The organism is Rhizorhabdus sp. P4_G5 (genome assembly GCF_056401065.1).
Genome location: NZ_JBFUKB010000001.1, coordinates 136,757 through 155,208, shown reverse-complemented (window position 1 = coordinate 155,208; position 18,452 = coordinate 136,757). Strand labels below are relative to the sequence as shown.

21 protein-coding genes and 1 tRNA gene are annotated in these 18,452 nt (G+C 62.7%); 17 read left to right on the top strand and 5 right to left on the bottom strand.

Features of this window, described 5'->3' with window-relative positions; genetic code table 11:
* Position 1: 1 nt before the first annotated feature.
* Both AC1DQK_RS00740 and AC1DQK_RS00735 read right to left on the bottom strand, forming a co-directional pair.
* Complete coding sequence (locus tag AC1DQK_RS00740; protein WP_477866365.1) at positions 2-442, bottom strand: hypothetical protein; 441 nt, start codon at positions 440-442, stop codon at positions 2-4.
* Positions 443-532: 90 nt separating this feature from the next.
* Positions 533-2,131 (bottom strand): phosphoenolpyruvate carboxykinase, encoded by a 1,599-nt coding sequence (locus tag AC1DQK_RS00735; RefSeq protein WP_477866363.1) that lies wholly within the window; start codon positions 2,129-2,131, stop codon positions 533-535.
* Positions 2,132-2,398: 267 nt separating this feature from the next.
* Between AC1DQK_RS00735 and AC1DQK_RS00730 the strand changes: the two genes are divergently transcribed.
* From AC1DQK_RS00730 to AC1DQK_RS00675, 12 genes are all read left to right on the top strand, one after another.
* Entirely contained in the window at positions 2,399-3,106 is a 708-nt protein-coding gene (locus tag AC1DQK_RS00730; protein WP_477866361.1) for a response regulator transcription factor, read from the top strand.
* On the top strand, positions 3,075-4,682 hold the full coding sequence (locus AC1DQK_RS00725; RefSeq protein WP_477866359.1) for a sensor histidine kinase: 1,608 nt from the start codon (positions 3,075-3,077) through the stop codon (positions 4,680-4,682). Before AC1DQK_RS00730 ends, AC1DQK_RS00725 begins: the two co-directional genes overlap by 32 nt.
* 3 nt (positions 4,683-4,685) lie before the next feature.
* Complete coding sequence (locus AC1DQK_RS00720) at positions 4,686-5,123, top strand: HPr kinase/phosphorylase (protein ID WP_477866357.1); 438 nt, start codon at positions 4,686-4,688, stop codon at positions 5,121-5,123.
* Positions 5,120-6,046: an RNase adapter RapZ gene (rapZ, locus tag AC1DQK_RS00715; RefSeq protein WP_477866355.1), complete on the top strand. Its 927-nt coding sequence runs from the start codon at positions 5,120-5,122 to the stop codon at positions 6,044-6,046. The genes AC1DQK_RS00720 and rapZ overlap by 4 nt, the downstream gene beginning before the upstream one ends.
* 19 nt (positions 6,047-6,065) lie before the next feature.
* Positions 6,066-6,473, top strand: coding sequence for a PTS sugar transporter subunit IIA (locus AC1DQK_RS00710; RefSeq protein ID WP_477866353.1), 408 nt, complete (start codon positions 6,066-6,068; stop codon positions 6,471-6,473).
* On the top strand, positions 6,470-6,739 hold the full coding sequence (locus AC1DQK_RS00705) for an HPr family phosphocarrier protein (protein WP_477866351.1): 270 nt from the start codon (positions 6,470-6,472) through the stop codon (positions 6,737-6,739). Before AC1DQK_RS00710 ends, AC1DQK_RS00705 begins: the two co-directional genes overlap by 4 nt.
* Positions 6,740-6,845: 106 nt before the next feature.
* Positions 6,846-7,649 carry a TrmH family RNA methyltransferase gene (locus AC1DQK_RS00700; RefSeq protein ID WP_477866961.1) on the top strand — a complete coding sequence of 268 codons (804 nt, stop codon included), beginning with the start codon at positions 6,846-6,848 and terminating at the stop codon, positions 7,647-7,649.
* Positions 7,646-8,134: a GreA/GreB family elongation factor gene (locus tag AC1DQK_RS00695; RefSeq protein WP_477866349.1), complete on the top strand. Its 489-nt coding sequence runs from the start codon at positions 7,646-7,648 to the stop codon at positions 8,132-8,134. The genes AC1DQK_RS00700 and AC1DQK_RS00695 overlap by 4 nt, the downstream gene beginning before the upstream one ends.
* A 116-nt stretch (positions 8,135-8,250) precedes the next feature.
* Positions 8,251-8,790 (top strand): LuxR C-terminal-related transcriptional regulator, encoded by a 540-nt coding sequence (locus AC1DQK_RS00690; RefSeq protein ID WP_477866347.1) that lies wholly within the window; start codon positions 8,251-8,253, stop codon positions 8,788-8,790.
* Between the two features lie 50 nt (positions 8,791-8,840).
* Complete coding sequence (locus tag AC1DQK_RS00685; protein ID WP_477866345.1) at positions 8,841-9,185, top strand: hypothetical protein; 345 nt, start codon at positions 8,841-8,843, stop codon at positions 9,183-9,185.
* Positions 9,186-9,237: 52 nt separating this feature from the next.
* On the top strand, positions 9,238-9,666 hold the full coding sequence (locus AC1DQK_RS00680) for a hypothetical protein (protein ID WP_477866343.1): 429 nt from the start codon (positions 9,238-9,240) through the stop codon (positions 9,664-9,666).
* Positions 9,663-10,238 (top strand): JAB domain-containing protein, encoded by a 576-nt coding sequence (locus AC1DQK_RS00675; protein ID WP_477866341.1) that lies wholly within the window; start codon positions 9,663-9,665, stop codon positions 10,236-10,238. The genes AC1DQK_RS00680 and AC1DQK_RS00675 overlap by 4 nt, the downstream gene beginning before the upstream one ends.
* A 51-nt stretch (positions 10,239-10,289) precedes the next feature.
* Here AC1DQK_RS00675 and lon read toward each other — a convergent pair whose 3' ends face one another.
* A complete protein-coding gene (gene lon, locus AC1DQK_RS00670; RefSeq protein WP_477866339.1) occupies positions 10,290-12,692 on the bottom strand; it encodes an endopeptidase La in 2,403 nt (800 codons plus the stop codon).
* A gap of 133 nt (positions 12,693-12,825) precedes the next feature.
* Between lon and opgC the strand changes: the two genes are divergently transcribed.
* A complete protein-coding gene (gene opgC / locus AC1DQK_RS00665; protein ID WP_477866337.1) occupies positions 12,826-13,947 on the top strand; it encodes an OpgC domain-containing protein in 1,122 nt (373 codons plus the stop codon).
* 118 nt (positions 13,948-14,065) lie between these two features.
* Positions 14,066-15,439, top strand: a complete 1,374-nt coding sequence (locus tag AC1DQK_RS00660; RefSeq protein WP_477866335.1) for a class II 3-deoxy-7-phosphoheptulonate synthase — start codon at positions 14,066-14,068, stop codon at positions 15,437-15,439.
* A gap of 122 nt (positions 15,440-15,561) precedes the next feature.
* On the opposite strand, the gene AC1DQK_RS00655 is transcribed toward AC1DQK_RS00660, so the two are convergent.
* On the bottom strand, positions 15,562-15,768 hold the full coding sequence (locus AC1DQK_RS00655; protein WP_477866333.1) for a hypothetical protein: 207 nt from the start codon (positions 15,766-15,768) through the stop codon (positions 15,562-15,564).
* Between the two features lie 158 nt (positions 15,769-15,926).
* On the opposite strand from AC1DQK_RS00655, the gene AC1DQK_RS00650 reads away from it, so the two are divergent.
* From AC1DQK_RS00650 to AC1DQK_RS00640, 3 genes are all read left to right on the top strand, one after another.
* Positions 15,927-16,002 (top strand) — tRNA-Glu (locus AC1DQK_RS00650).
* Positions 16,003-16,088: 86 nt separating this feature from the next.
* Complete coding sequence (locus AC1DQK_RS00645; protein WP_477866331.1) at positions 16,089-16,448, top strand: hypothetical protein; 360 nt, start codon at positions 16,089-16,091, stop codon at positions 16,446-16,448.
* On the top strand, positions 16,355-16,555 hold the full coding sequence (locus AC1DQK_RS00640; protein WP_477866959.1) for a helix-turn-helix domain-containing protein: 201 nt from the start codon (positions 16,355-16,357) through the stop codon (positions 16,553-16,555). The genes AC1DQK_RS00645 and AC1DQK_RS00640 overlap by 94 nt, the downstream gene beginning before the upstream one ends.
* Here AC1DQK_RS00640 and AC1DQK_RS00635 read toward each other — a convergent pair.
* Positions 16,548-18,410 (bottom strand): M10 family metallopeptidase C-terminal domain-containing protein, encoded by a 1,863-nt coding sequence (locus tag AC1DQK_RS00635; RefSeq protein WP_477866329.1) that lies wholly within the window; start codon positions 18,408-18,410, stop codon positions 16,548-16,550. The two genes, AC1DQK_RS00640 and AC1DQK_RS00635, sit on opposite strands and share 8 nt — an antisense overlap.
* Positions 18,411-18,452 lie beyond the last annotated feature (42 nt).

Here is an 18,452-nt window from a genome sequence, read left to right as displayed (position 1 = left end):
TTCATGGTAAATATTTCACGTCCGGAGCGATTTTTCCGCGCCTCGCTTCGACCGAAAACAGCGTTTCGCGATCGTAGAAGTGCAGAGGCCAGTCGCGCTGCCCCTCCGGTGCCAGCAGCAGCCCGTTGACCCGCTCGAGCAGCGAGGGCGCGTCGGTGCGATCCAACCATCTCCTGACGCCGGCGATGAAGCAGTGGGTGATCGTGTCATGATAGCCGCTGCTGTCGTCGTTCACGCCGCCCATAGCTGCATTATAGCCGCTTATGATCTCGCGCATGTCGCGTTCCGGCAGGATGTCGGGGCGTTCGGTCAGGATCCACAGGCATGCCGCCAGGTGCGCCTCATGCGTCCACTGCTCCTTCGGCAAGCTGCGATCGAGCAGGCCCAGGCCGATGCGACGGATCTCGCGCTCGTCTCCGAACAGCCGCGGCGCTTCGAACATCGTCATTTCCTGTCCCTCAAATGCAAGAAGGGCGCCCCGGCCGAAGCTGGGGCGCCCTCCTGAAGGCCGCCGGCCCTTTCCGGACTTGCGTCAGGCCGCCTTCGGCGCCGCCTGACGAACGCCTTCGTCGACATGGTCCGCGAATTCCGCGAAATTCTCGATGAATTGGCCGACCAGCTTCCGCGCGGTCGCGTCATAATCGGCCTTGTCCGCCCAGGTGTCCCGGGGCTGAAGGATCTTGCTGTCGACACCGGCGACCGCGAGCGGCACCTTGAACCCGAAATTGGGATCGGTGACGAACTCGGCATCGTTCAGGCTGCCGTCGAGCGCAGCGTTGAGCAGCGCGCGGGTGGCCTTGATCGGCATGCGATTGCCGACGCCGTATTTGCCGCCGGTCCAGCCAGTGTTGACCAGCCAGCAGTCGACCCCGCCCTTGGCGATGCGCTCCTTCAGCAGGTTGCCATAGACCGAGGGATGGCGCGGCATGAACGGGGCGCCGAAGCAGGTCGAAAAGGTCGCCGACGGCTCGGTCACGCCGATTTCGGTGCCAGCGACGCGGGCGGTGTAGCCTGACAGGAAATGGTACATCGCCTGATCCGGGGTCAGCTTCGCAATCGGAGGGAGCACGCCATAGGCGTCGGCGGTGAGGAAGATGATGTTCTTCGGGACCGGACCGAGATTATCCTTCGAGGCATTGGGAATGAAATCGATCGGATAGGAGCCGCGGCTGTTCTCGGCCAGGCTGCTGTCGTTGAAGTCGAGTTCGCGCGTTTCGGGATCGATCACGACATTTTCGAGCACCGTGCCGAAGCGCTTCGAGGTCGCATAGATCTCCGGCTCGGCTTCCGGCGAGAGATTTATCATCTTGGCATAGCAGCCGCCTTCGAAGTTGAAGACCGCCTCATCCGACCAGCCATGCTCGTCATCCCCGATCAGGGTGCGGCTGGCATCGGCCGACAAGGTCGTCTTGCCGGTGCCTGACAGGCCGAAGAACACCGCGGTATCGCCCTTCGGGCCGATATTCGCCGAACAGTGCATCGGCATCACGCCGTTCACCGGCAGCTTGTAGTTGAGGATGCCGAATACCGACTTCTTCATCTCACCAGCATAGCGGGTGCCGCCGATCAGGATCAGCTTCTCGGTGAAATTGACGGCGATCACGGTTTCGCTGCGCGAGCCGTGGCGCGCCGGATCGGCGACGAAGCTCGGCAGATCGATGATCGTGAACTCGGGCACGAACGATGCCAGTTGGGCCGCTTGCGGGCGCACCAGCAGGGTGCGGATGAACAGGCTGTGCCAGGCGAACTCGGTGATCACGCGGACATTGACGCGATGCGCCGGCTGCGATCCGCCGAACAGGTCCTGCGCGAACAGCATGTCCTTCGTCTTGAGATGGGCCAGGAAATCGGCCTTCAACGCCGCGAAATGCTCGGGCGTCATGCCCTTGTTGGTCTTGCCCCACCACACGGTGTCTTCGGTCTCGGCGTCGCGGACGATGAACTTGTCGTTCGCCGAACGCCCGGTATGGGCACCGGTCTTGACCACCAGCGGGCCGTCCTTGGCAAGAAGGCCCTCGCCACGCTGGATGGCCAGCTCTACGAGCGGTGCGGTTCCGAGGTTCCAGTGAAGCTGAGCGTCGACATCAAGACCCTGCTTGTCGAGGCCAAAGGCGGGCGGGAGCTTAGGCACATTGTTCTCCTATACGGGTTAGACCGCAACGGGCGGCCGCCCTCCTAATGATTGGGTGCGTCTATGGGGCTCGAACTCGTCGATCGAGCCTCATCCGCGCCTTTAGCTGTTTCTCTCGCGCATAGTTTCAAAGCGGCTGATCGTAAAGAGTGTGCGCGGCATAGTTGAACGCGCATAAGGGCTAGGCTAGTCAGGGTGCACAGTTTCCGGGCCATGGCGTGTAGGCCAATTCCTTTCGCCCATTTTCTCGGGGAGGCCATCCGGCCCATGTCGCCTACCATCGCTCTGGTCGATGACGATCGTAACATCCTCACTTCGGTCTCGATCGCGCTGCAATCCGAAGGATTCAGCGTGCGGGTCTATTCCGACGGCGAAGCCGCGCTGAAGGCCCTGCTCGACAATCCACCGGATCTTGCCGTGCTGGATATCAAGATGCCGCGCATGGATGGCATGGAATTGCTGCGGCGCCTCCGCGAGAAGAGCAGCATCCCGACGATCTTCCTTACCTCGAAGGACGACGAGCTCGACGAGGCGCTGGGTCTCGCCATGGGCGCCGACGACTATATCACAAAGCCCTTCTCGCAGCGGCTCCTGATCGCGCGGATCCGCGCGATATTGCGGCGCACCGAGGCTCGCGCCGAAGCCGAGGACCAGCCCGATGCGCCGCCGGCCGAGAAGATCGTGCGCGGGCGGCTCGAGATGGATCCCGCCCGGCACCGGGTCCAGTGGAACCGGCAGGACGTGACGCTGACCGTCACTGAATTCCTCATCCTGGAAGCGCTTGCGCAACGGCCCGGTTTCGTCAAATCGCGCGACCAGCTGATGGACACCGCCTATCAGGACGATGTCTATGTCGACGATCGCACGATCGACAGCCACATCAAACGCCTGCGCCGCAAATTCCGGCAGGTCGACAACGACTTCAAGGCAATCGAGACCCTCTATGGCGTGGGCTACCGCTTTGCCGAGGAATGACAGCGCGCTGGGCACTCCCGAAGCCGCCGCACGGACGTCGCTCACCACGCGAATCCTGGCCGTCAACATCTTCGCGCTGGCCATGCTGGCCGGCGGCTTCTTCTATCTCGACAGCTACCGATCGCAGCTGATCGACGCCAGGCTCGAGGAGACGGCGACCCAGGTGCGGCTGATCGCCGAAGCCTATTCGGTGACGCCTCCCGGTGGCCGGCCGGCGCTTCTCGCCAAGCTGGGGACCGTCACCGACACCAGGCTGCGCGTCTATCATTACCCGTCGCGCCGCGCCCGCGCTGCCAAGGTTCCTGCCACTTTCGACAGCTGGGCGATCTCCGGTCCCACCTATCAGCTGCGCGATCCGACGCTGGAGGAATGGCAGAAACGCGCCGCGCGCTTCCTCGATCGGTCGATCGATGTCGTCGTGGGGGCTGATCGCCCCCGCCACTACCGCGAGCCTCAGGTCGACACGCTGGCCGCCTGGCCCCAGGCGATCGAGGCCGTGCGAAGCCGCAACATCGTGACCGACGTGCAGCGCGCGCCAGACCGCACGCCCATGATCATTGCCGCGATCGATGTGCAAGGGCCGGATGGCGGCGGCAATGTGCTGCTGTCGACCGAGAACCAGCGCGACATCACCCGTATCGTGCGCGCGGAACGGCTGCGGTTGAGCGTGGTCCTGCTGCTCGTGGTACTGGTGTCGGTCAGCCTGTCGCTGTTCCTGGCCCGCACCATCGTCCGCCCGTTGCGCCGTCTCGCTTTGGCTGCGCACCGCGTGCGGCTCGGCCGCGCGCGCGAAGTGCAGGTTCCCCGCCTGCCCGACCGCCGCGACGAGATCGGCACTCTCGCCAGGGCCTTGTCCGACATGAGCCTGGCGATTCGGCAGCGGATCGACGCGACCGAGGCGTTTGCCGCCGATGTCACCCACGAGCTCAAGAACCCGCTCGCCTCGCTGCGTTCTGCGGTCGACAGTCTCGGGCTCGTGCAGGACCCTGCCCTGCAGAAGCAGCTGATCGACGTGATCCGCGATGATGTCGGGCGGCTGGACCGGCTGATCACCGACATTGCCGAAGCGTCGCGGGTCGACGCCGAGCTGGCCCGGGCCCGATTCGAGTCGATCGACCTCGGCATCATGATCGAAGGGCTGCTGACGACGCGCGAGGAACGTGGCCGCAACGGCAATGTTCGCGTCGCCTTCGCGCGGCCGCACCGGGGGACGGCAGTGGTGTTCGGAGATGGCTCGCGCCTTACCCGAGTCGTCGAGAACCTCGTTGAAAACGCAGTATCTTTCTCCCCACCCCAGGGGCTCGTTCAGGTTGCAGCCACCCGCGATGGCGATGATGTGGTGATCCGGGTAGAGGATGAGGGGCCCGGCGTGCCGCCCGAGGCGCGCGAGGCGATCTTCAACCGATTCCACAGCGATCGCCCGGACGGCGAGGAGTTCGGCCGGCATAGCGGGCTCGGCCTCGCCATCGCGAAGGCGATAGTCGAAGGGCATAACGGCACGATCATGGCTACCGACCGGGACAATGCCCCCTCTGGCGCGCGATTCGTCATTCGCCTGCCCGCCTGGAGCCGATGAGCCGTGCCGCACACCAATCCGCTGCACGCGACCAGCGTCCTGATAGACGGCCGCGTGCTGCTGTTGTCCGGCCAGTCGGGCAGCGGCAAATCCGACCTGGCGCTGCGCCTGATCGACCGCGGTGCGCTGCTCATTGCGGACGACTATACCGGGCTCGAGGCGCGCGGCGGGATCCTATATGCGAGCTCACCGTCCCAGATTGCCGGACGGATCGAGATTCGAGGCATCGGTCTCGTCGATATAGGTTTTGGCGGAGAAGGTCCGGTGGCGCTGATGCTTGACCTCGACACCGTCCCCGCACGGATGGCCGGCGAAACTCTGCCGACCGATATGCTTTGCGGGATCGCCGTCCCGGTCCTCGCTTTCGCCGCCTTGGAGGCATCGGCACCGATCAAGGCCGAACAGGCGCTCCGGATGTTCGGACTGGACGCGAGGCCATGAGAGTGTCGCCGGGTCCGCGCCGCATCCTGTTCGTCACGGGAATGTCGGGGGCGGGCAAGAAAACCGCCCTCAAGGCGCTCGAGGACATGGGCTGGGAAACGGTCGACAATCTTCCCGTGTCACTGCTCGACAGGCTGCTTGCCGCCAGCCCGCCGGAAGGCAGCGTCGACGACCATCGTCCATTGGCGGTGGGTATCGACAGCCGTACGCGCGACTTCGACAGTCACCGGATCGTCCGCCGGGCACAGTCGCTGCGCGACGATGGGCGCGATACCTCAATTCTGTTCCTGGACTGTTCAGGCGCAGAGCTTAGCCGCCGATATTCGGAAACCCGCAGCCGGCACCCGCTCGCACAGGACCGTCCCGTGGAGGATGGGATCATCTACGAACGCGAGTTGCTCGCGCCGCTGCGCGAGGCTGCCGACGAGCTGGTCGAGACTAGCCGGCGCTCGACCAACGACTTGCAGGCCTTGCTGCGCCAGCGCTTCGGCAAGTCTGGTCCGGGCAGCGCTACGCTGACGGTGATGTCCTTCGCCTTTTCACGCGGCGTTCCCCGCGACGCCGACCTGATGTTCGACATGCGCTTCCTGCGTAATCCGCACTGGGTCGCGGAGCTCAAGCCTCGCACCGGGCTCGACACGGAGGTGGCCGCCTATATCGCCGGCGACCCCGTCTATTCCGAGGCCAAGGCGCGGATTGAGGAGCTGATCCTGCTGCTTCTCCCACGCTATGAGGCGGAGGGAAAGAATTACATCACTGTCGCGATAGGCTGCACCGGCGGGAAGCACCGATCGGTGCATTTCGCGGAATCGCTCGCAATGCGGTTGCGCGAGGCGGGATTTTCGCCCACGGTTCGCCACCGCGATCTGGCTCAGCCGAAGCCGGACGTCGGGGAGAGCACCTTGCCAGGCTTAGGATCGTGACCATTGGGTTGTTAGTCGAATGATCGGATTGGTGCTCGTTACTCACGGTCGTCTTGCGGCCGAATTCGTTACCGCGATGGAACATGTCGTGGGGCCGCAAACTGCCATTGAGGCGATCTGCATAGGTCCGGACGACGACATGGAAGGCCGCCGCGCCGACATCGCGCGCGCGGTCAAGTCGGTGGACGACGGATCCGGCGTCATTCTGCTCACCGACCTGTTCGGTGGCACACCGTCCAATCTCGCCATTTCGCTGATGGAGCCGGGAAGGATCGAGGTTATCGCGGGAATCAACCTGCCGATGTTGATTCGCCTTGAAGGCGCGCGAAAGATGATGAACATAAAGGCTGCAGTCGCAGCAGCACGCGACGCAGGGCGTAAATATATATCGGTTGCATCCGAAGTGCTGGGGGAAGCTGCTGCATGACGCTCCAGCGTGAGGTCAAGATTACCAATATCCGCGGCTTGCATGCCCGGGCGAGCGCCAAGTTCGTGACGCTGGCGAGTTCGCACAGTGCCGATGTCGAGGTCGAGAAGGACGGTTCCAAGGTCGCGGGCACCTCGATCATGGGGCTGATGATGCTGGGCGCCGCGAAGGGCGACAGCGTCATCATCTCGGCTCGTGGCGACGGTGCGGAAAAGGCGCTGAGCGCGCTGGTCGAACTCGTCGAGGGCAAGTTCGGCGAGGAATAGCAACTTAGGTTGCGCTCGTACCGAGCGCAGTCGAGACATGTTTCGCCAGAACGGCGCTCCTCGACTTTGCTCGAGATGCGCGGAACATCAGCCGAGAGTCTTCACCCTGCCCCGCCAGATCACCGCCTTTTCCAACCCGTTGGTCAAACGCGTGCGTTCGCTGCGCGAGAAGCGGCATCGCCGTGAAGCGGGGCTGTTCCTCGCCGAAGGATTGCGCATTCTGACCGAGGCCGCCGACAGCGGCACCCTTCCGGAGATGATCTTCTTCACCAAGGATGGCGCTGGACATCCGATGACGCAGCGGCTGATCGGTCTGGTCGAACAAGCCGGCGGCGACGCGATCGAGACCGATCGCGACATTCTCGCCAAGCTGTCGGGCAAGGACAATCCGCAGACAGTCATCGGTGTGTATCGGGAGTTCGATACCACGCTGGACCGGCTAGACCGTAGCGCCGCCGATATCTGGATCGTCGCGCAGTCGCTGCGCGACCCAGGGAATCTCGGAACGATCCTGCGCACCGGCGACGCCGTGGGAGCCGGTGGACTCATCCTTGTGGACGATTGCGTTGACCCCTTCTCGGTCGAGGCCGTACGGGCGACGATGGGAGCGCTGTTCACCCAGCGGATCGCGACGGCGCGCTGGCCCGACTTCCTGGCATGGCTGCGCGCCGGCCCAGGACAGCTCGTCGGAACCAGCCTCAAGGCCGCCCAGGATTATCAGGCGCCCAGTTATGCGGCCCCGACCTTCATCCTTGTCGGCAACGAAGCGCAGGGGCTGCCGGCCGAATATGAAACCGAATGCGACCTGCTGGTGAAGATGCCGATGCTGGGGAAGGCCGACAGCCTGAACGCGGCGGTGGCAACCGCGGTGATGGCTTATGAGGTCCTCAACCAGCGGCGCGAGCGGTGACCGAGGAGCGCGTCAACTATATCACGCCAGAGGGCTTCGCGGCGATGCGCGAGCGTTACGAGTTGTTGTTCGGCACCGAGCGGCCGGCGCTGGTCGAGGTGATAAGCTGGGCCGCCGGCAACGGCGACCGATCCGAAAACGGGGATTATATCTATGGCCGCAAGAAGCTGCGCGAAATCGATCGCGAGCTTGGCCATCTCTCGCGGCGAATGAAATCGGCGAAGGTGGTTGACCCAGCCCGCCAGGCCGATCGCAGCAGGGTCTTCTTCGGCGCGACGGTGACCATCGTCGATGACGACGATGTCGAGCGGGTGCTTACGCTGGTCGGCGAGGACGAAGCCGATGCCAGTCAAGGTCGGATCAGCTGGCGCTCCCCTCTTGCCCATGCGCTGAAAGGTGCTGCGGTCGGAGACGTCCGGCGCGTGACGCTACCGGCCGGCACCAGGGAACATGAAGTGCTCGCAATCAGCTATCCCATCGACTGAAGACAAGGGGCTGGGAGGGCCGATTCGCCCCCTGTCGTCCCGCCACGGATCATCCGAAAGTATAAAGCTGTTCAGATTCGCATCGACTTGGCGGAGCGATCGAGTAATTTCAGCGCATGGGACATGAGGCCATCACCAAGTTGACCGCGCGGCAGCGCGACTGTCTGCGCTTGGTCCTTCAGCACAAGCAGTCAAAGGAAATCGGCCGCGAACTCGGCATTTCGCCGATGACCGTGGACAATCATTTCCGTAGCGCGATCCAGACCCTGGGGGTGAGCAATCGCCTCGAAGCCGCGCGATTGCTGGATTCCTTCGAGCGCGAGGAGCCTAGTCAGCGGTTGACTAGTCAACCGCACTCCGTTGCCTCGCGGTCCGAAACGCTCATCATGCAGTCACCGGCTTCGGTCGGTAACGGGCATGGAGATGCCATGAGCGCGCTTCGAGAGGATCAGGTTCCCTACCTGACCTACGGCGAAGCAACCTTCATAGATTTCCCGCTGCCCGTGCCTACCAGAGGGAAACCACGCAACGATCTGACGATCGCCCAACGCCTGTTCTGGATCGCAGTGTTGATCATCGGAATTGGCTTGGGAACCGGCGCGCTACTCTCTGGCTTCGCTGCTCTGTCGAATATTGTCCTGGCGCTGAAGCGCTAGACATCCCTGCAATCGATCTGAGGCGCCCTATCCGGCGCATGGGGAGAATTATGTCCAAGAACCGTGATGATGCGACGCTACGCGTCTATGCCGCGCTCGAGGAATATGAGCGTGCGCTAGACATCGCAGCCAACAGGGGTGCCATGCTCGCGGCGGAACTGCCGATGGCGCGCCTCGATGGCAACTTTGCCATGGAGGTGGCGCAGGGCGCCTTCTCCAACTTATTTGGTTCGCTTTCGACCATCATCGCTGCGCGGGGACAGGTCGTGGAAGGCCATCGGCAGCTCGCGGTGGTCCAGCGCAAGTTCAACCTGCCGGTGGTCGCCGGCGGTGACAAGATCCCGGCCCCGCCGGTAATCGACGATCGCGAGGTCGCGCCGCTGCGCGCAGCGTGAGATGACGGGTCACCCCTTGACGTCAGGCCCCTGGCCGTGATGGGCTTAGCGGGTGACCCGGCAACTAATCTATGGCGCCCTGATGTGGGCCGTTTGCGGCTACGCCTTGCTTCGAGGTGGCAAGGCTGAGCGGATAGCGGCTGTCGGCATCATAGCCATGACCTATTTGAGCTTGCTCTTCGTGAGCTCGGTGGCCTTGCGGTTTCGCCACATGGAGTTGCCGGTCTTCATGGTCGACGGCTCGTTTTTCGTGGTTCTGCTCTGCCTTTCGATGACGACGGAAAAATATTGGCCACTATGGCTTACGGCAATGCAGGGACTCACGGCCCTCACTCATTTCGCGCCTTATGTCCCGCATGTCATTCCGTGGGCATATGCGAATGCGATAGCCATGTGGGTCTATCCGATGCTCGCCACATTGGCCTGCGCGACGTGGCGCCATCATCGGCGCAAGAGGGGCGAGACCTTCTTCACCGATTGATCCATACGGTCGAACGCCCTGGGGCCGCGCGACTGGCCGACCGGCTCATCGCCGAATTCGGCACATCCTCCTCGGCCCTGTCCGCAAGTCCGGAGCGGCTGAAACGGGCTCTGCCGGATGCCACCCACGTCGTCGAGTTGTTGCTGGCCGCCCGGCAGCTTCTGCTGCATTCGCTAGGCCAGGAAATCCGGCAACGCACGATCCTCGGAGACGATCGCGCTGTTCAACAATATCTCTTCGCGCATATGGCCCATATGCCTGTCGAACAGGCGCGCATACTCCACCTCGACGCCAAGAACGGGCTGATACGCGACGATGTCGTCGCCTATGGCACCGTCGACAGGGTCAGTCTGGCGCCTCGCGAGCTGGTGCGTCAGGCGCTGGACATCGGCGCCACAGGCATGATCCTGGCCCATAACCATCCCTCTGGCGATTCCACGCCAAGCAACTGCGATATGGCCGTTACCCGCGCGATTTTCGCGGCGGCGAAGCTCTTCGATATCCGCCTGCTCGACCATATCATCGTCAGCCGGTCAGGCTTTTACAGCTTCCGGGCCAAGGGACATTTCTGACCGGGCAGTGAAGCGGCTCGGCATTCCACTTGGCCGCTTCGCTGCCACCGGTCAGTGACGGACGGCGACTTCCGTCCCGTCGGGGCTGGTTGCGCCCCGAAGGGTGAGAGCCAACTCGTCCGCCTCGGTCCAGTCGATCGCCGTAAGCTTGCCCGCCAGGGCCAGCGCCAGCACTTCATCGACATGGCTCACCGGGATGATCGTCAGCCCCTCGCGGATATTGGCCGGGATCTCGACAAGATCCTTTTCATTCTCCTTGGGGATGAGAACGGTGGTGATGCCGCCGCGCAGCGCCGCCAGTAGTTTCTCCTTGAGGCCGCCGATCGGCAGCACCCGGCCGCGCAGCGTCACCTCGCCGGTCATCGCGATCTCCTTGCGCACCGGGATACCGGTCAAGGTCGAGACGATGGCGGTGGTGATACCGATGCCCGCCGAAGGGCCATCTTTCGGAACCGCGCCCTCGGGCAAATGGATATGGATGTCCTTGCGGCCGATCAGGCTCGGCTTGATGCCGTAGGCCGGCGCGCGCGCCTTGACGAAGCTGAACGCCGCCTGGACGCTTTCCTTCATCACATCGCCAAGCTTACCGGTGGTGCTGATGCCGCCCTTGCCGGTGACCGTCACCGCCTCGATCGTCAGTAGCTCGCCGCCGACCTCGGTCCAGGCAAGCCCGGTGACAGCGCCCACCTGGTCCTCTTCCTCGCCAATGCCGAAGCGGAACTTCCGCACGCCGGCGAAGTCGGACAGGTTATCCGGCGTGATCACCACCCGGCTCTCCTTGCCTTCCAGGATCCTGCGCAGGCTCTTGCGTGCCAGCTTCGCGATCTCGCGTTCGAGCGTGCGGACGCCGGCCTCGCGGGTATAATAGCGGATCAGGTCGCGCAGGCCCTCGTCGGTGAGCTCGAACTCGGCGGGTTTCAGGCCATGCGCCTCGATCTGCTTGTCGAGCAGATGCGCCTTGGCGATCTCGACCTTCTCATCCTCGGTATAGCCTTCGAGCCGGATGATCTCCATGCGATCGAGCAATGGCTGCGGCAGATTCAGGCTGTTCGCGGTGCACACGAACATCACATCCGAAAGATCGATATCGATCTCCAGATAATGATCCTGGAAGCGGCTGTTCTGCTCCGGATCGAGCACCTCGAGCAACGCCGACGCCGGATCGCCGCGGAAATCCTGGCCAAGCTTGTCGATCTCATCGAGCAGGAACAGCGGGTTCGAGGCGCCGGCCTTCTTCAGGTTGGTCACGATCTTGCCCGGCAGCGAGCCGATATAGGTGCGGCGATGGCCGCGGATTTCGGCTTCGTCGCGCACGCCACCGAGCGACTGGCGGACGAATTCGCGGCCGGTTGCCTTGGCGATCGAGCGGCCGAGCGAGGTCTTGCCGACGCCGGGAGGACCGACGAGGCACAGGATCGGCCCCTTGAGCTTGTTGGTGCGCGCCTGCACGGCGAGATATTCGACGATGCGATCCTTGACCTTTTCGAGGCCATGATGATCGGCATCGAGCACCGCCTGCGCCGCCGCGATGTCCTTCTTGAGCTTCGACTTCTTGCCCCAGGGCAGGCCAAGCAGCACATCGAGATAGTTGCGCACGACGGTGGCCTCTGCAGACATCGGCGCCATTGTCCGCAGCTTCTTCAGCTCGGCATTGGCCTTGCCGCGAGCCTCCTTGGACAGCTTGAGCTTGGCGATCTTGCCGGCAAGTTCCGCCAGTTCGTCGCCGGCGTCCTCGCCCTCGCCGTTGCCCAGTTCACGCTGGATCGCCTTGAGCTGCTCGTTGAGATAATATTCGCGCTGGGTCTTCTCCATCTGCCGCTTCACGCGGCTGCGGATCTTCTTCTCGACCTGGAGCACACCCAGTTCGCCCTCCATCAGGGCGAACGCCATTTCGAGCCGCTTGGCGGGATCGAGTTCGACAAGCAGCGCCTGCTTGTCCGATACCTTGATCGAGATGTTCGCGGCGACCGCATCCGCGAGCTTGGCGGCGTCTTCGATCTGGCCGAGCTGGACCGACGTCTCCGCCGGCAGCTTCTTGTTGAGGCGTGCGTAGTTCTCGAACTGGTCGATCACCGACCGCATCAGCGCCGACACTTCGGTACCTTCGGCCTCGGCTTCCTCGATCAGCTCGACGGTCGCGGTGAGATGCGACTCTCCGCTCGACAGCTCGTCCAGGCGCGCGCGCTGCTTGCCTTCGACCAGGACGCGCACGGTGCCGTCCGGCAGCTTGAGGAGTTGGAGAACGGTCGCCACCACGCCCAGGTCGTAGAGCGCGTCTCGATCGGGATCGTCCTCCGCCGGATCAAGCTGGGCGACCAGGAAAATAGACTTGTCGGCGGCCATCGCGCTTTCCAGCGCGGCCACCGATTTCTCGCGTCCAACGAACAGCGGCACGATCATGTGGGGGAAAACGACGATATCGCGCAATGGCAATACGGGCAGATTCTCAGTCATGTATTCTCCGATCGGAGCGCCGCCAGGCGCATCGCTTGGCACCTATATGGGCCCGCCCATCTTCATGATCAATGAACAGCGACATGGCATGCGTCCACATTGTATTTTTCCGCGCGCGCAGTAAGGCCGCGGCGTGACTTCCATCGATTCCAGTCAGACCGGCGGGCCGCGCCCGAGCCAGCGCGACTCCAGCATCGACATATTGCGCGGACTGGCGCTGATCACCATTACGATCAACCACATAACCGGGTTCACCGACCGGATGCACATGGTCGGGATGCAGTTCCCGACGCTGACGCTATGGGGCTTTTCCAGCGCGGCCGAAGTGTTTTTCCTGCTGTCCGGCTATCTGGTCGGCGCTGTCTATCTGCGTGCTGACCGGGACGTGACGCTACGCGGATTCGCCGCGAAGGTATGGCCACGGGCCGGCAAGCTCTATGTCTATAATCTCGGCCTGTTCCTGGTGCTGCTGCCGCTGTGCATCGAATCCGCCGACCTGGCCCGGCTGAGCTTCTACAGCTGGTTCATCCAGCGCGGGCCGGCCTCCTTGATCGACTTCCTAATCCTCTACATCCAGCCTTACTGCCTGGAGATTCTCGTCACCTATATGGCGCTGCTCGCCACCGCGCCGATCTTCGCACTGCTGCTGCGGATCCATGTCCTACTCGGGCTGCTCGCCTCGATCGGGCTCTACTGGTTCGCGCATGAGAATGCCTGGTTCAACATCATTGGCGGCTCGCCGGTCGGCGACTGGCTGTGGAACTTCAACCCTGCATCCTGGCAGTTGCTGTTCTTCGGCGCGATGACAGCCGGCCGCTACCGGCTGCTGGCGAGAATGGAGCGGCGGGCAGAAGGCGACTGGCGCTGGCTGGTGCCGCCGGTCCTGATCTTCGCGGGGCTTACCATATTGTTCCTGGCCCAGGGCTGGTTCTCGTTCGAGGTCCTGTACCAGAGCAAGATCAGGATCGGGCCGATCCGGGTGGCGCACGCGATGTCGGTCTGCTGGCTGATCATGAGCATATTGTGGATGTGGCCGCGCCTGCAGCGGCTATGGCTGATGCGGCAGTTTGCGATAATCGGGTCCAATTCGCTGCAGACTTTCGTCGTGTGCGTAGCGCTCAGCTATGCGGCGGGCTTTCTCTGGATCGAATATCTGCCGACCCATGCCGCCTATATCGGTCTCTGCATCGGCAGCGCGATCCTGCTCGGCATCTTCGCCAATCTCTATATGCGCTGGAAGGTTCAGCACCGCTGAGGTCGGCTGCCTGCCAGCGCGTGACGAGTTAATCTTGCGCTGCCCCAATCCACCCTGCCCTTGCCTTTCGCGGGCCCCGCGCGCATTGGGAGCGCCCTAAAAGGAAGTGGGACTGGGAATGGCGACGAACTGGACGCCCCAAAGCTGGCGTCAACAAAAAGCGGTGCAGATGCCGGATTATCCGGACGCGACGGCATTGGCTGCGGCCGAGAACGAACTGTCGAGCTATCCGCCGCTGGTGTTCGCGGGCGAGGCGCGCGAACTGACCGCGACGCTGGCCGAGGTCGCGGCCGGCAAGGCCTTCCTGCTGCAGGGGGGCGATTGCGCTGAGAGCTTCGCCGAGTTCCACCCCAACAACATCCGCGACACGTTCCGCGTCATCCTCCAGATGGCGGTTGTACTGACCTATGCTTCCAAAATGCCGATCGTGAAGGTCGGCCGCATGGCGGGCCAGTTCGCCAAGCCGCGGTCTACGCCGACCGAGGAGCAGGGCGACGTGTCGCTGCCGAGCTACCGCGGCGACATCATCAACGACATCGCTTTCGAAGCCGCAGGCCGTACTCCGGACCCGCGGCGCATGATCCGCGCCTACAGCCAGTCGGCCGCGACGCTCAACCTGCTGCGCGCCTTCGCCCAGGGCGGCTATGCCAATCTCCACCAGGTTCATGCCTGGACGCTCGACTTCATGGGCCGCAGCCCCTGGGCGGCACAATATGGCGAGGTGGCGAGCCGGATCGGCGACGCGCTCGACTTCATGGCCGCGTGCGGGATCAATCCGGAGACGGTGCCGCAACTCAAGGGCACCCAGTTCTACACCAGCCATGAAGCGCTGCTGCTCCCCTATGAGCAGGCGCTGACCCGCGAGGACAGCCTCACCGGCAATTATTTCGATTGCTCGGCCCATTTCCTGTGGATCGGCGACCGCACCCGCTTCGAGGGCTCGGCGCATGTCGAATTCCTGCGTGGCGTCGGCAATCCGATCGGCCTCAAATGTGGTCCGAGTCTCGAACCCGACGTGTTGCTGCGCCTGCTGGACACGCTCGACCCTGGCCGCCAGCCGGGCCGCATCACGCTGATCACCCGCTATGGGCATGACAAGATCGAGAAGCATCTGCCCACGCTGGTCCGCGCCGTGAAGCGTGAAGGCCGCCAGGTGGTGTGGTCCTGCGACCCGATGCACGGCAACGTCGTCAAGGCGGGCAACGGCTACAAGACCCGGCCGTTCGACCGCATCCTGGCCGAAGTGCGCGGCTTTTTCGCGGTCCATCGCGCCGAGGGCACGCATGGCGGCGGCATTCATGCTGAGATGACGGGCCAGAACGTCACCGAATGCACCGGCGGCGCCATGGCGGTGACCGACGAGAATCTCGCCGATCGCTATCACACCCATTGCGATCCCCGGCTCAACGCCGGCCAGAGCATCGAACTGGCGTTCCTGCTAGCCGAGATGCTCAATCAGGAGATGAAGGAGCGCGATCGGGCAGCCGCCTGATCGCGCTCCAACCGGCCAGAGCGATAGGCTCGGCCCGTTCAACCAGAACCGGGTCGAGTCGCGCTTCTTTTGATCTGCAGTGACGTCCGGGCCGCAGGTGATGCGGCCCGCCCGAGTTCATTTTAATCCGCTCTGGCGGCAGGCAGGCGCCAGGGCTCTTCGAGCCGGGCTTCGACCAATTGCAGCATATGGTCCAGCTTGCGCACCGCCTGATCGTCACAGAGGCGAACCGCGTCCGAAATCTGGCTGACGAGCGCGCCGATGGCGCCGGTGCCATGCACCAGCATGAGGCTCTCCGCCTCGTCCTGCCATATGAGCTCTGCCTCCATCCTCCGAGCTTAGCGGTGCCGGCCGGGGAGGCCAGTGCGTAGATTCACGGAAAGCATGACGGAGCGGGAATAGCGCTTTTCGAGCATGGAAAGCGCTCGCTTCCGATCCGCCTTGACTTGCCCCACCCCGCCCCATAATGACGCCGCTCCGCTCGCACGGCCCCTTCGTCTAGCGGTCTAGGACGTCGCCCTCTCACGGCGAAAACACGGGTTCGAGTCCCGTAGGGGTCACCAAGCCTTAAGGACGTCAAGCTCACCGACGCAGACATCCCGGCGTCGCGCAGGTATTCGCCGCCTCGCCGCGTCCGGGAGGGCATGAAATGGCGAGCGTATTCCAGATCCCAACCGCCACCAGCGCGGTAGAGCGCATCCTGTCTCGCTTGGACCGCAAGCAGATCGAGGACTTCATTGAGGTGGCGATCAGCCTGCTCGCTGTCGCCAATGATCCCGATAGGGAGGACGACGACCCGGCGGAAGATGATGATCCCGCAGGCGGCAGCGTCGATGATGAGGGCGAGAAGACCTATATCGCCCGCATCCTGCCTCGCTCGCGATTCTCGGCGCGGTTGCCGAGTTCGAAAACGACATCAGACGAGAGCGGCAGCGTAACGGGATCGAGAAGGCTAGGGAGCGCGGGACCTACTGCGGCTGGCCGCCGAACATATCCGTCAACGGCATAGAAGCTCTACGGGCCAATCAAGTAGGAGCAACTGAGATCGCCAAACGACTGGGCATCTCCAGAGCGAGCGTTTATCGACTATTGAAGACTTCCCCGAGGGCTAAATAAAGTCTGCAGCATTAAAGGCGCTCGATCCGACATTTGCCACAAGGATCGCTGAGTCCGCCGTCGCTCCGCCGTTGCTGGAATAGAACACATAGGTGTCGGTACCGACTCCCAGCACAGCAATCTCTCCATTGCCTTCGCGAGCGTCGAACAGCTGCTGTGCGGCCGTAGCTGCAGCCATGAGACTCGATCGCGCTGCTCCGGTGAGCACGATGGCGGGGGTATAACCCACCGAGATGCGATCAGTACCGTCGACAAAGTCGGTGATGCGGTCAGGGCCTGCGACCACGGTCGATGCCTGGCCGGACACCATGAAGATGTCTGAGCCTGCGCCCCCCGTGAGGGTGTCGGTGCCGAGATCTCCGGACAGAAGATCGTTGCCGATGCCGCCAACGACCAGGTCATTGCCCTGCCCACCCCGCAGCGAATCGTTACCGTCACCGCCGTCGATCGTGTCGTTGCCGAGGTTCCCGTTGGCAGTGTCATTGCCACCGCTGCCGCGGATCAAATCATCGTCGCGGCCGCCCTGGATGCGATCCGAACCATCGCCTCCGTCTAGCGTGTCATTCGCGGCATTGCCCTGGAGATAATCGCTGCCGCCGCCCCCTGAGAGGCTGTCGGCGCCATCGCTGCCACCGCTCGCGCTCTGACCGTAGAGATGGTCATTACCCGCGCCTCCCTCCAGCGTATCCGTACCCGCTCCCCCGAACAAATTGTCGTGTCCGTCATCGCCGCCAAGCGAATCGGAGCCGTCATCACCCAGGAGATAGTCATTACCCGTTCGTCCGATCAGAACATTGTTCAGCGTATTGCCCACGATAAGATCGTCGCTAGCTGAGCCGTTAGCATTTTCATATTCGCCATAAAGCCAACGTAGACTGTCAGGGTTTCCCCCATTCAATATAGTTGTTTCAGCATCTAGCTGACTCATGACGATGCCTACCAGATGATCAGCTCCGGTGATGGACACACCCAGGTTGATGTAGACGCCATCCTCGTAGAATTGGGCTTCGATCGTGTCAATTCCGCCCTTATCGAAATACGTACGATACCCAATATTCCCGGCTTCTATGATGTCATTTCCCGCCCCACTAGTCCCAGAACCTTCACCATATACCTGTTGAAGAGCGATCACATCCAAGATCATCGGAGTATATGCGTTGAGATACGGGTCCTCATGTTCATCATCATAGGACATGATGGTGAAATATTCTTTGTTCAGGCTAGCGCCGCTGGTGATTGAAAACCCCAGCTTCTGAAAGCCGGCGCTTACAAGGGCTGAAAAGTCGGACGTGACTTGGTCAACGCCGAACGATGAGACAAACGGGTGGGACAAGCCGAAAGAATGTCCCAACTCATGCATCAGGACCTCCTTGACCTTGCTGAACTCGCCGAAGGAGAGATCTTCGCCAAAAATTGACGAGTCCGGATTTATAAAGATGTCACCCCGGGAACCGGAGTATCCAAAGCTGTCCGTGGCCAAGGCGGATTCGCCGAGTATGTCCGGATTGGAAGGGCGGTAGAACGTGATGTTGATATCGGAGAGATCGAACGGGCCGACGCTTGATGGATCGGCGATTGAACTGATCGAGGTCGTATCGTAGTCGACTACCGTGGCGAAGTTCAGGTTCGCGAACTGCTGGAATACTCCTAAGATTCCTTGAATGTTGGACAGATTGGTAGACTGCCACGGGACCTCATTGTCGAGCCCGAGGGCGTAGGGTCCAGTGGCAAATCCGTCCGACACGCTGACGCGGATCTGGCCATTGAYGCGGAAGTCACTGATCCCGCTTGCATCAAGATTGAACATCGCGCGCGTGAACAGCGAAGTTGGAGTGTATGCTGAATAAAGCGCCATCCAACTGCCCCCGGTCGATCCCTAATGCCCCGACCCCTTGGT

Bases quoted from the DNA above. Each gene is read 5' to 3' on its own strand.
- AC1DQK_RS00725 (WP_477866359.1), top strand. From the start codon at position 3,075: ATGGCGTGGGCTACCGCTTTGCCGAGGAATGACAGCGCGCTGGGCACT.
- AC1DQK_RS00690 (WP_477866347.1), top strand. From the start codon at position 8,251: ATGGGACATGAGGCCATCACCAAGTTGACCGCGCGGCAGCGCGACTGT.
- lon (WP_477866339.1), bottom strand. From the start codon at position 12,692: ATGACTGAGAATCTGCCCGTATTGCCATTGCGCGATATCGTCGTTTTC.
- AC1DQK_RS00710 (WP_477866353.1), top strand. From the start codon at position 6,066: ATGATCGGATTGGTGCTCGTTACTCACGGTCGTCTTGCGGCCGAATTC.
- AC1DQK_RS00730 (WP_477866361.1), top strand. From the start codon at position 2,399: ATGTCGCCTACCATCGCTCTGGTCGATGACGATCGTAACATCCTCACT.
- AC1DQK_RS00660 (WP_477866335.1), top strand. From the start codon at position 14,066: ATGGCGACGAACTGGACGCCCCAAAGCTGGCGTCAACAAAAAGCGGTG.
- AC1DQK_RS00705 (WP_477866351.1), top strand. From the start codon at position 6,470: ATGACGCTCCAGCGTGAGGTCAAGATTACCAATATCCGCGGCTTGCAT.
- AC1DQK_RS00685 (WP_477866345.1), top strand. From the start codon at position 8,841: ATGTCCAAGAACCGTGATGATGCGACGCTACGCGTCTATGCCGCGCTC.
- AC1DQK_RS00655 (WP_477866333.1), bottom strand. From the start codon at position 15,768: ATGGAGGCAGAGCTCATATGGCAGGACGAGGCGGAGAGCCTCATGCTG.
- AC1DQK_RS00645 (WP_477866331.1), top strand. From the start codon at position 16,089: ATGGCGAGCGTATTCCAGATCCCAACCGCCACCAGCGCGGTAGAGCGC.
- AC1DQK_RS00740 (WP_477866365.1), bottom strand. From the start codon at position 442: ATGTTCGAAGCGCCGCGGCTGTTCGGAGACGAGCGCGAGATCCGTCGC.
- rapZ (WP_477866355.1), top strand. From the start codon at position 5,120: ATGAGAGTGTCGCCGGGTCCGCGCCGCATCCTGTTCGTCACGGGAATG.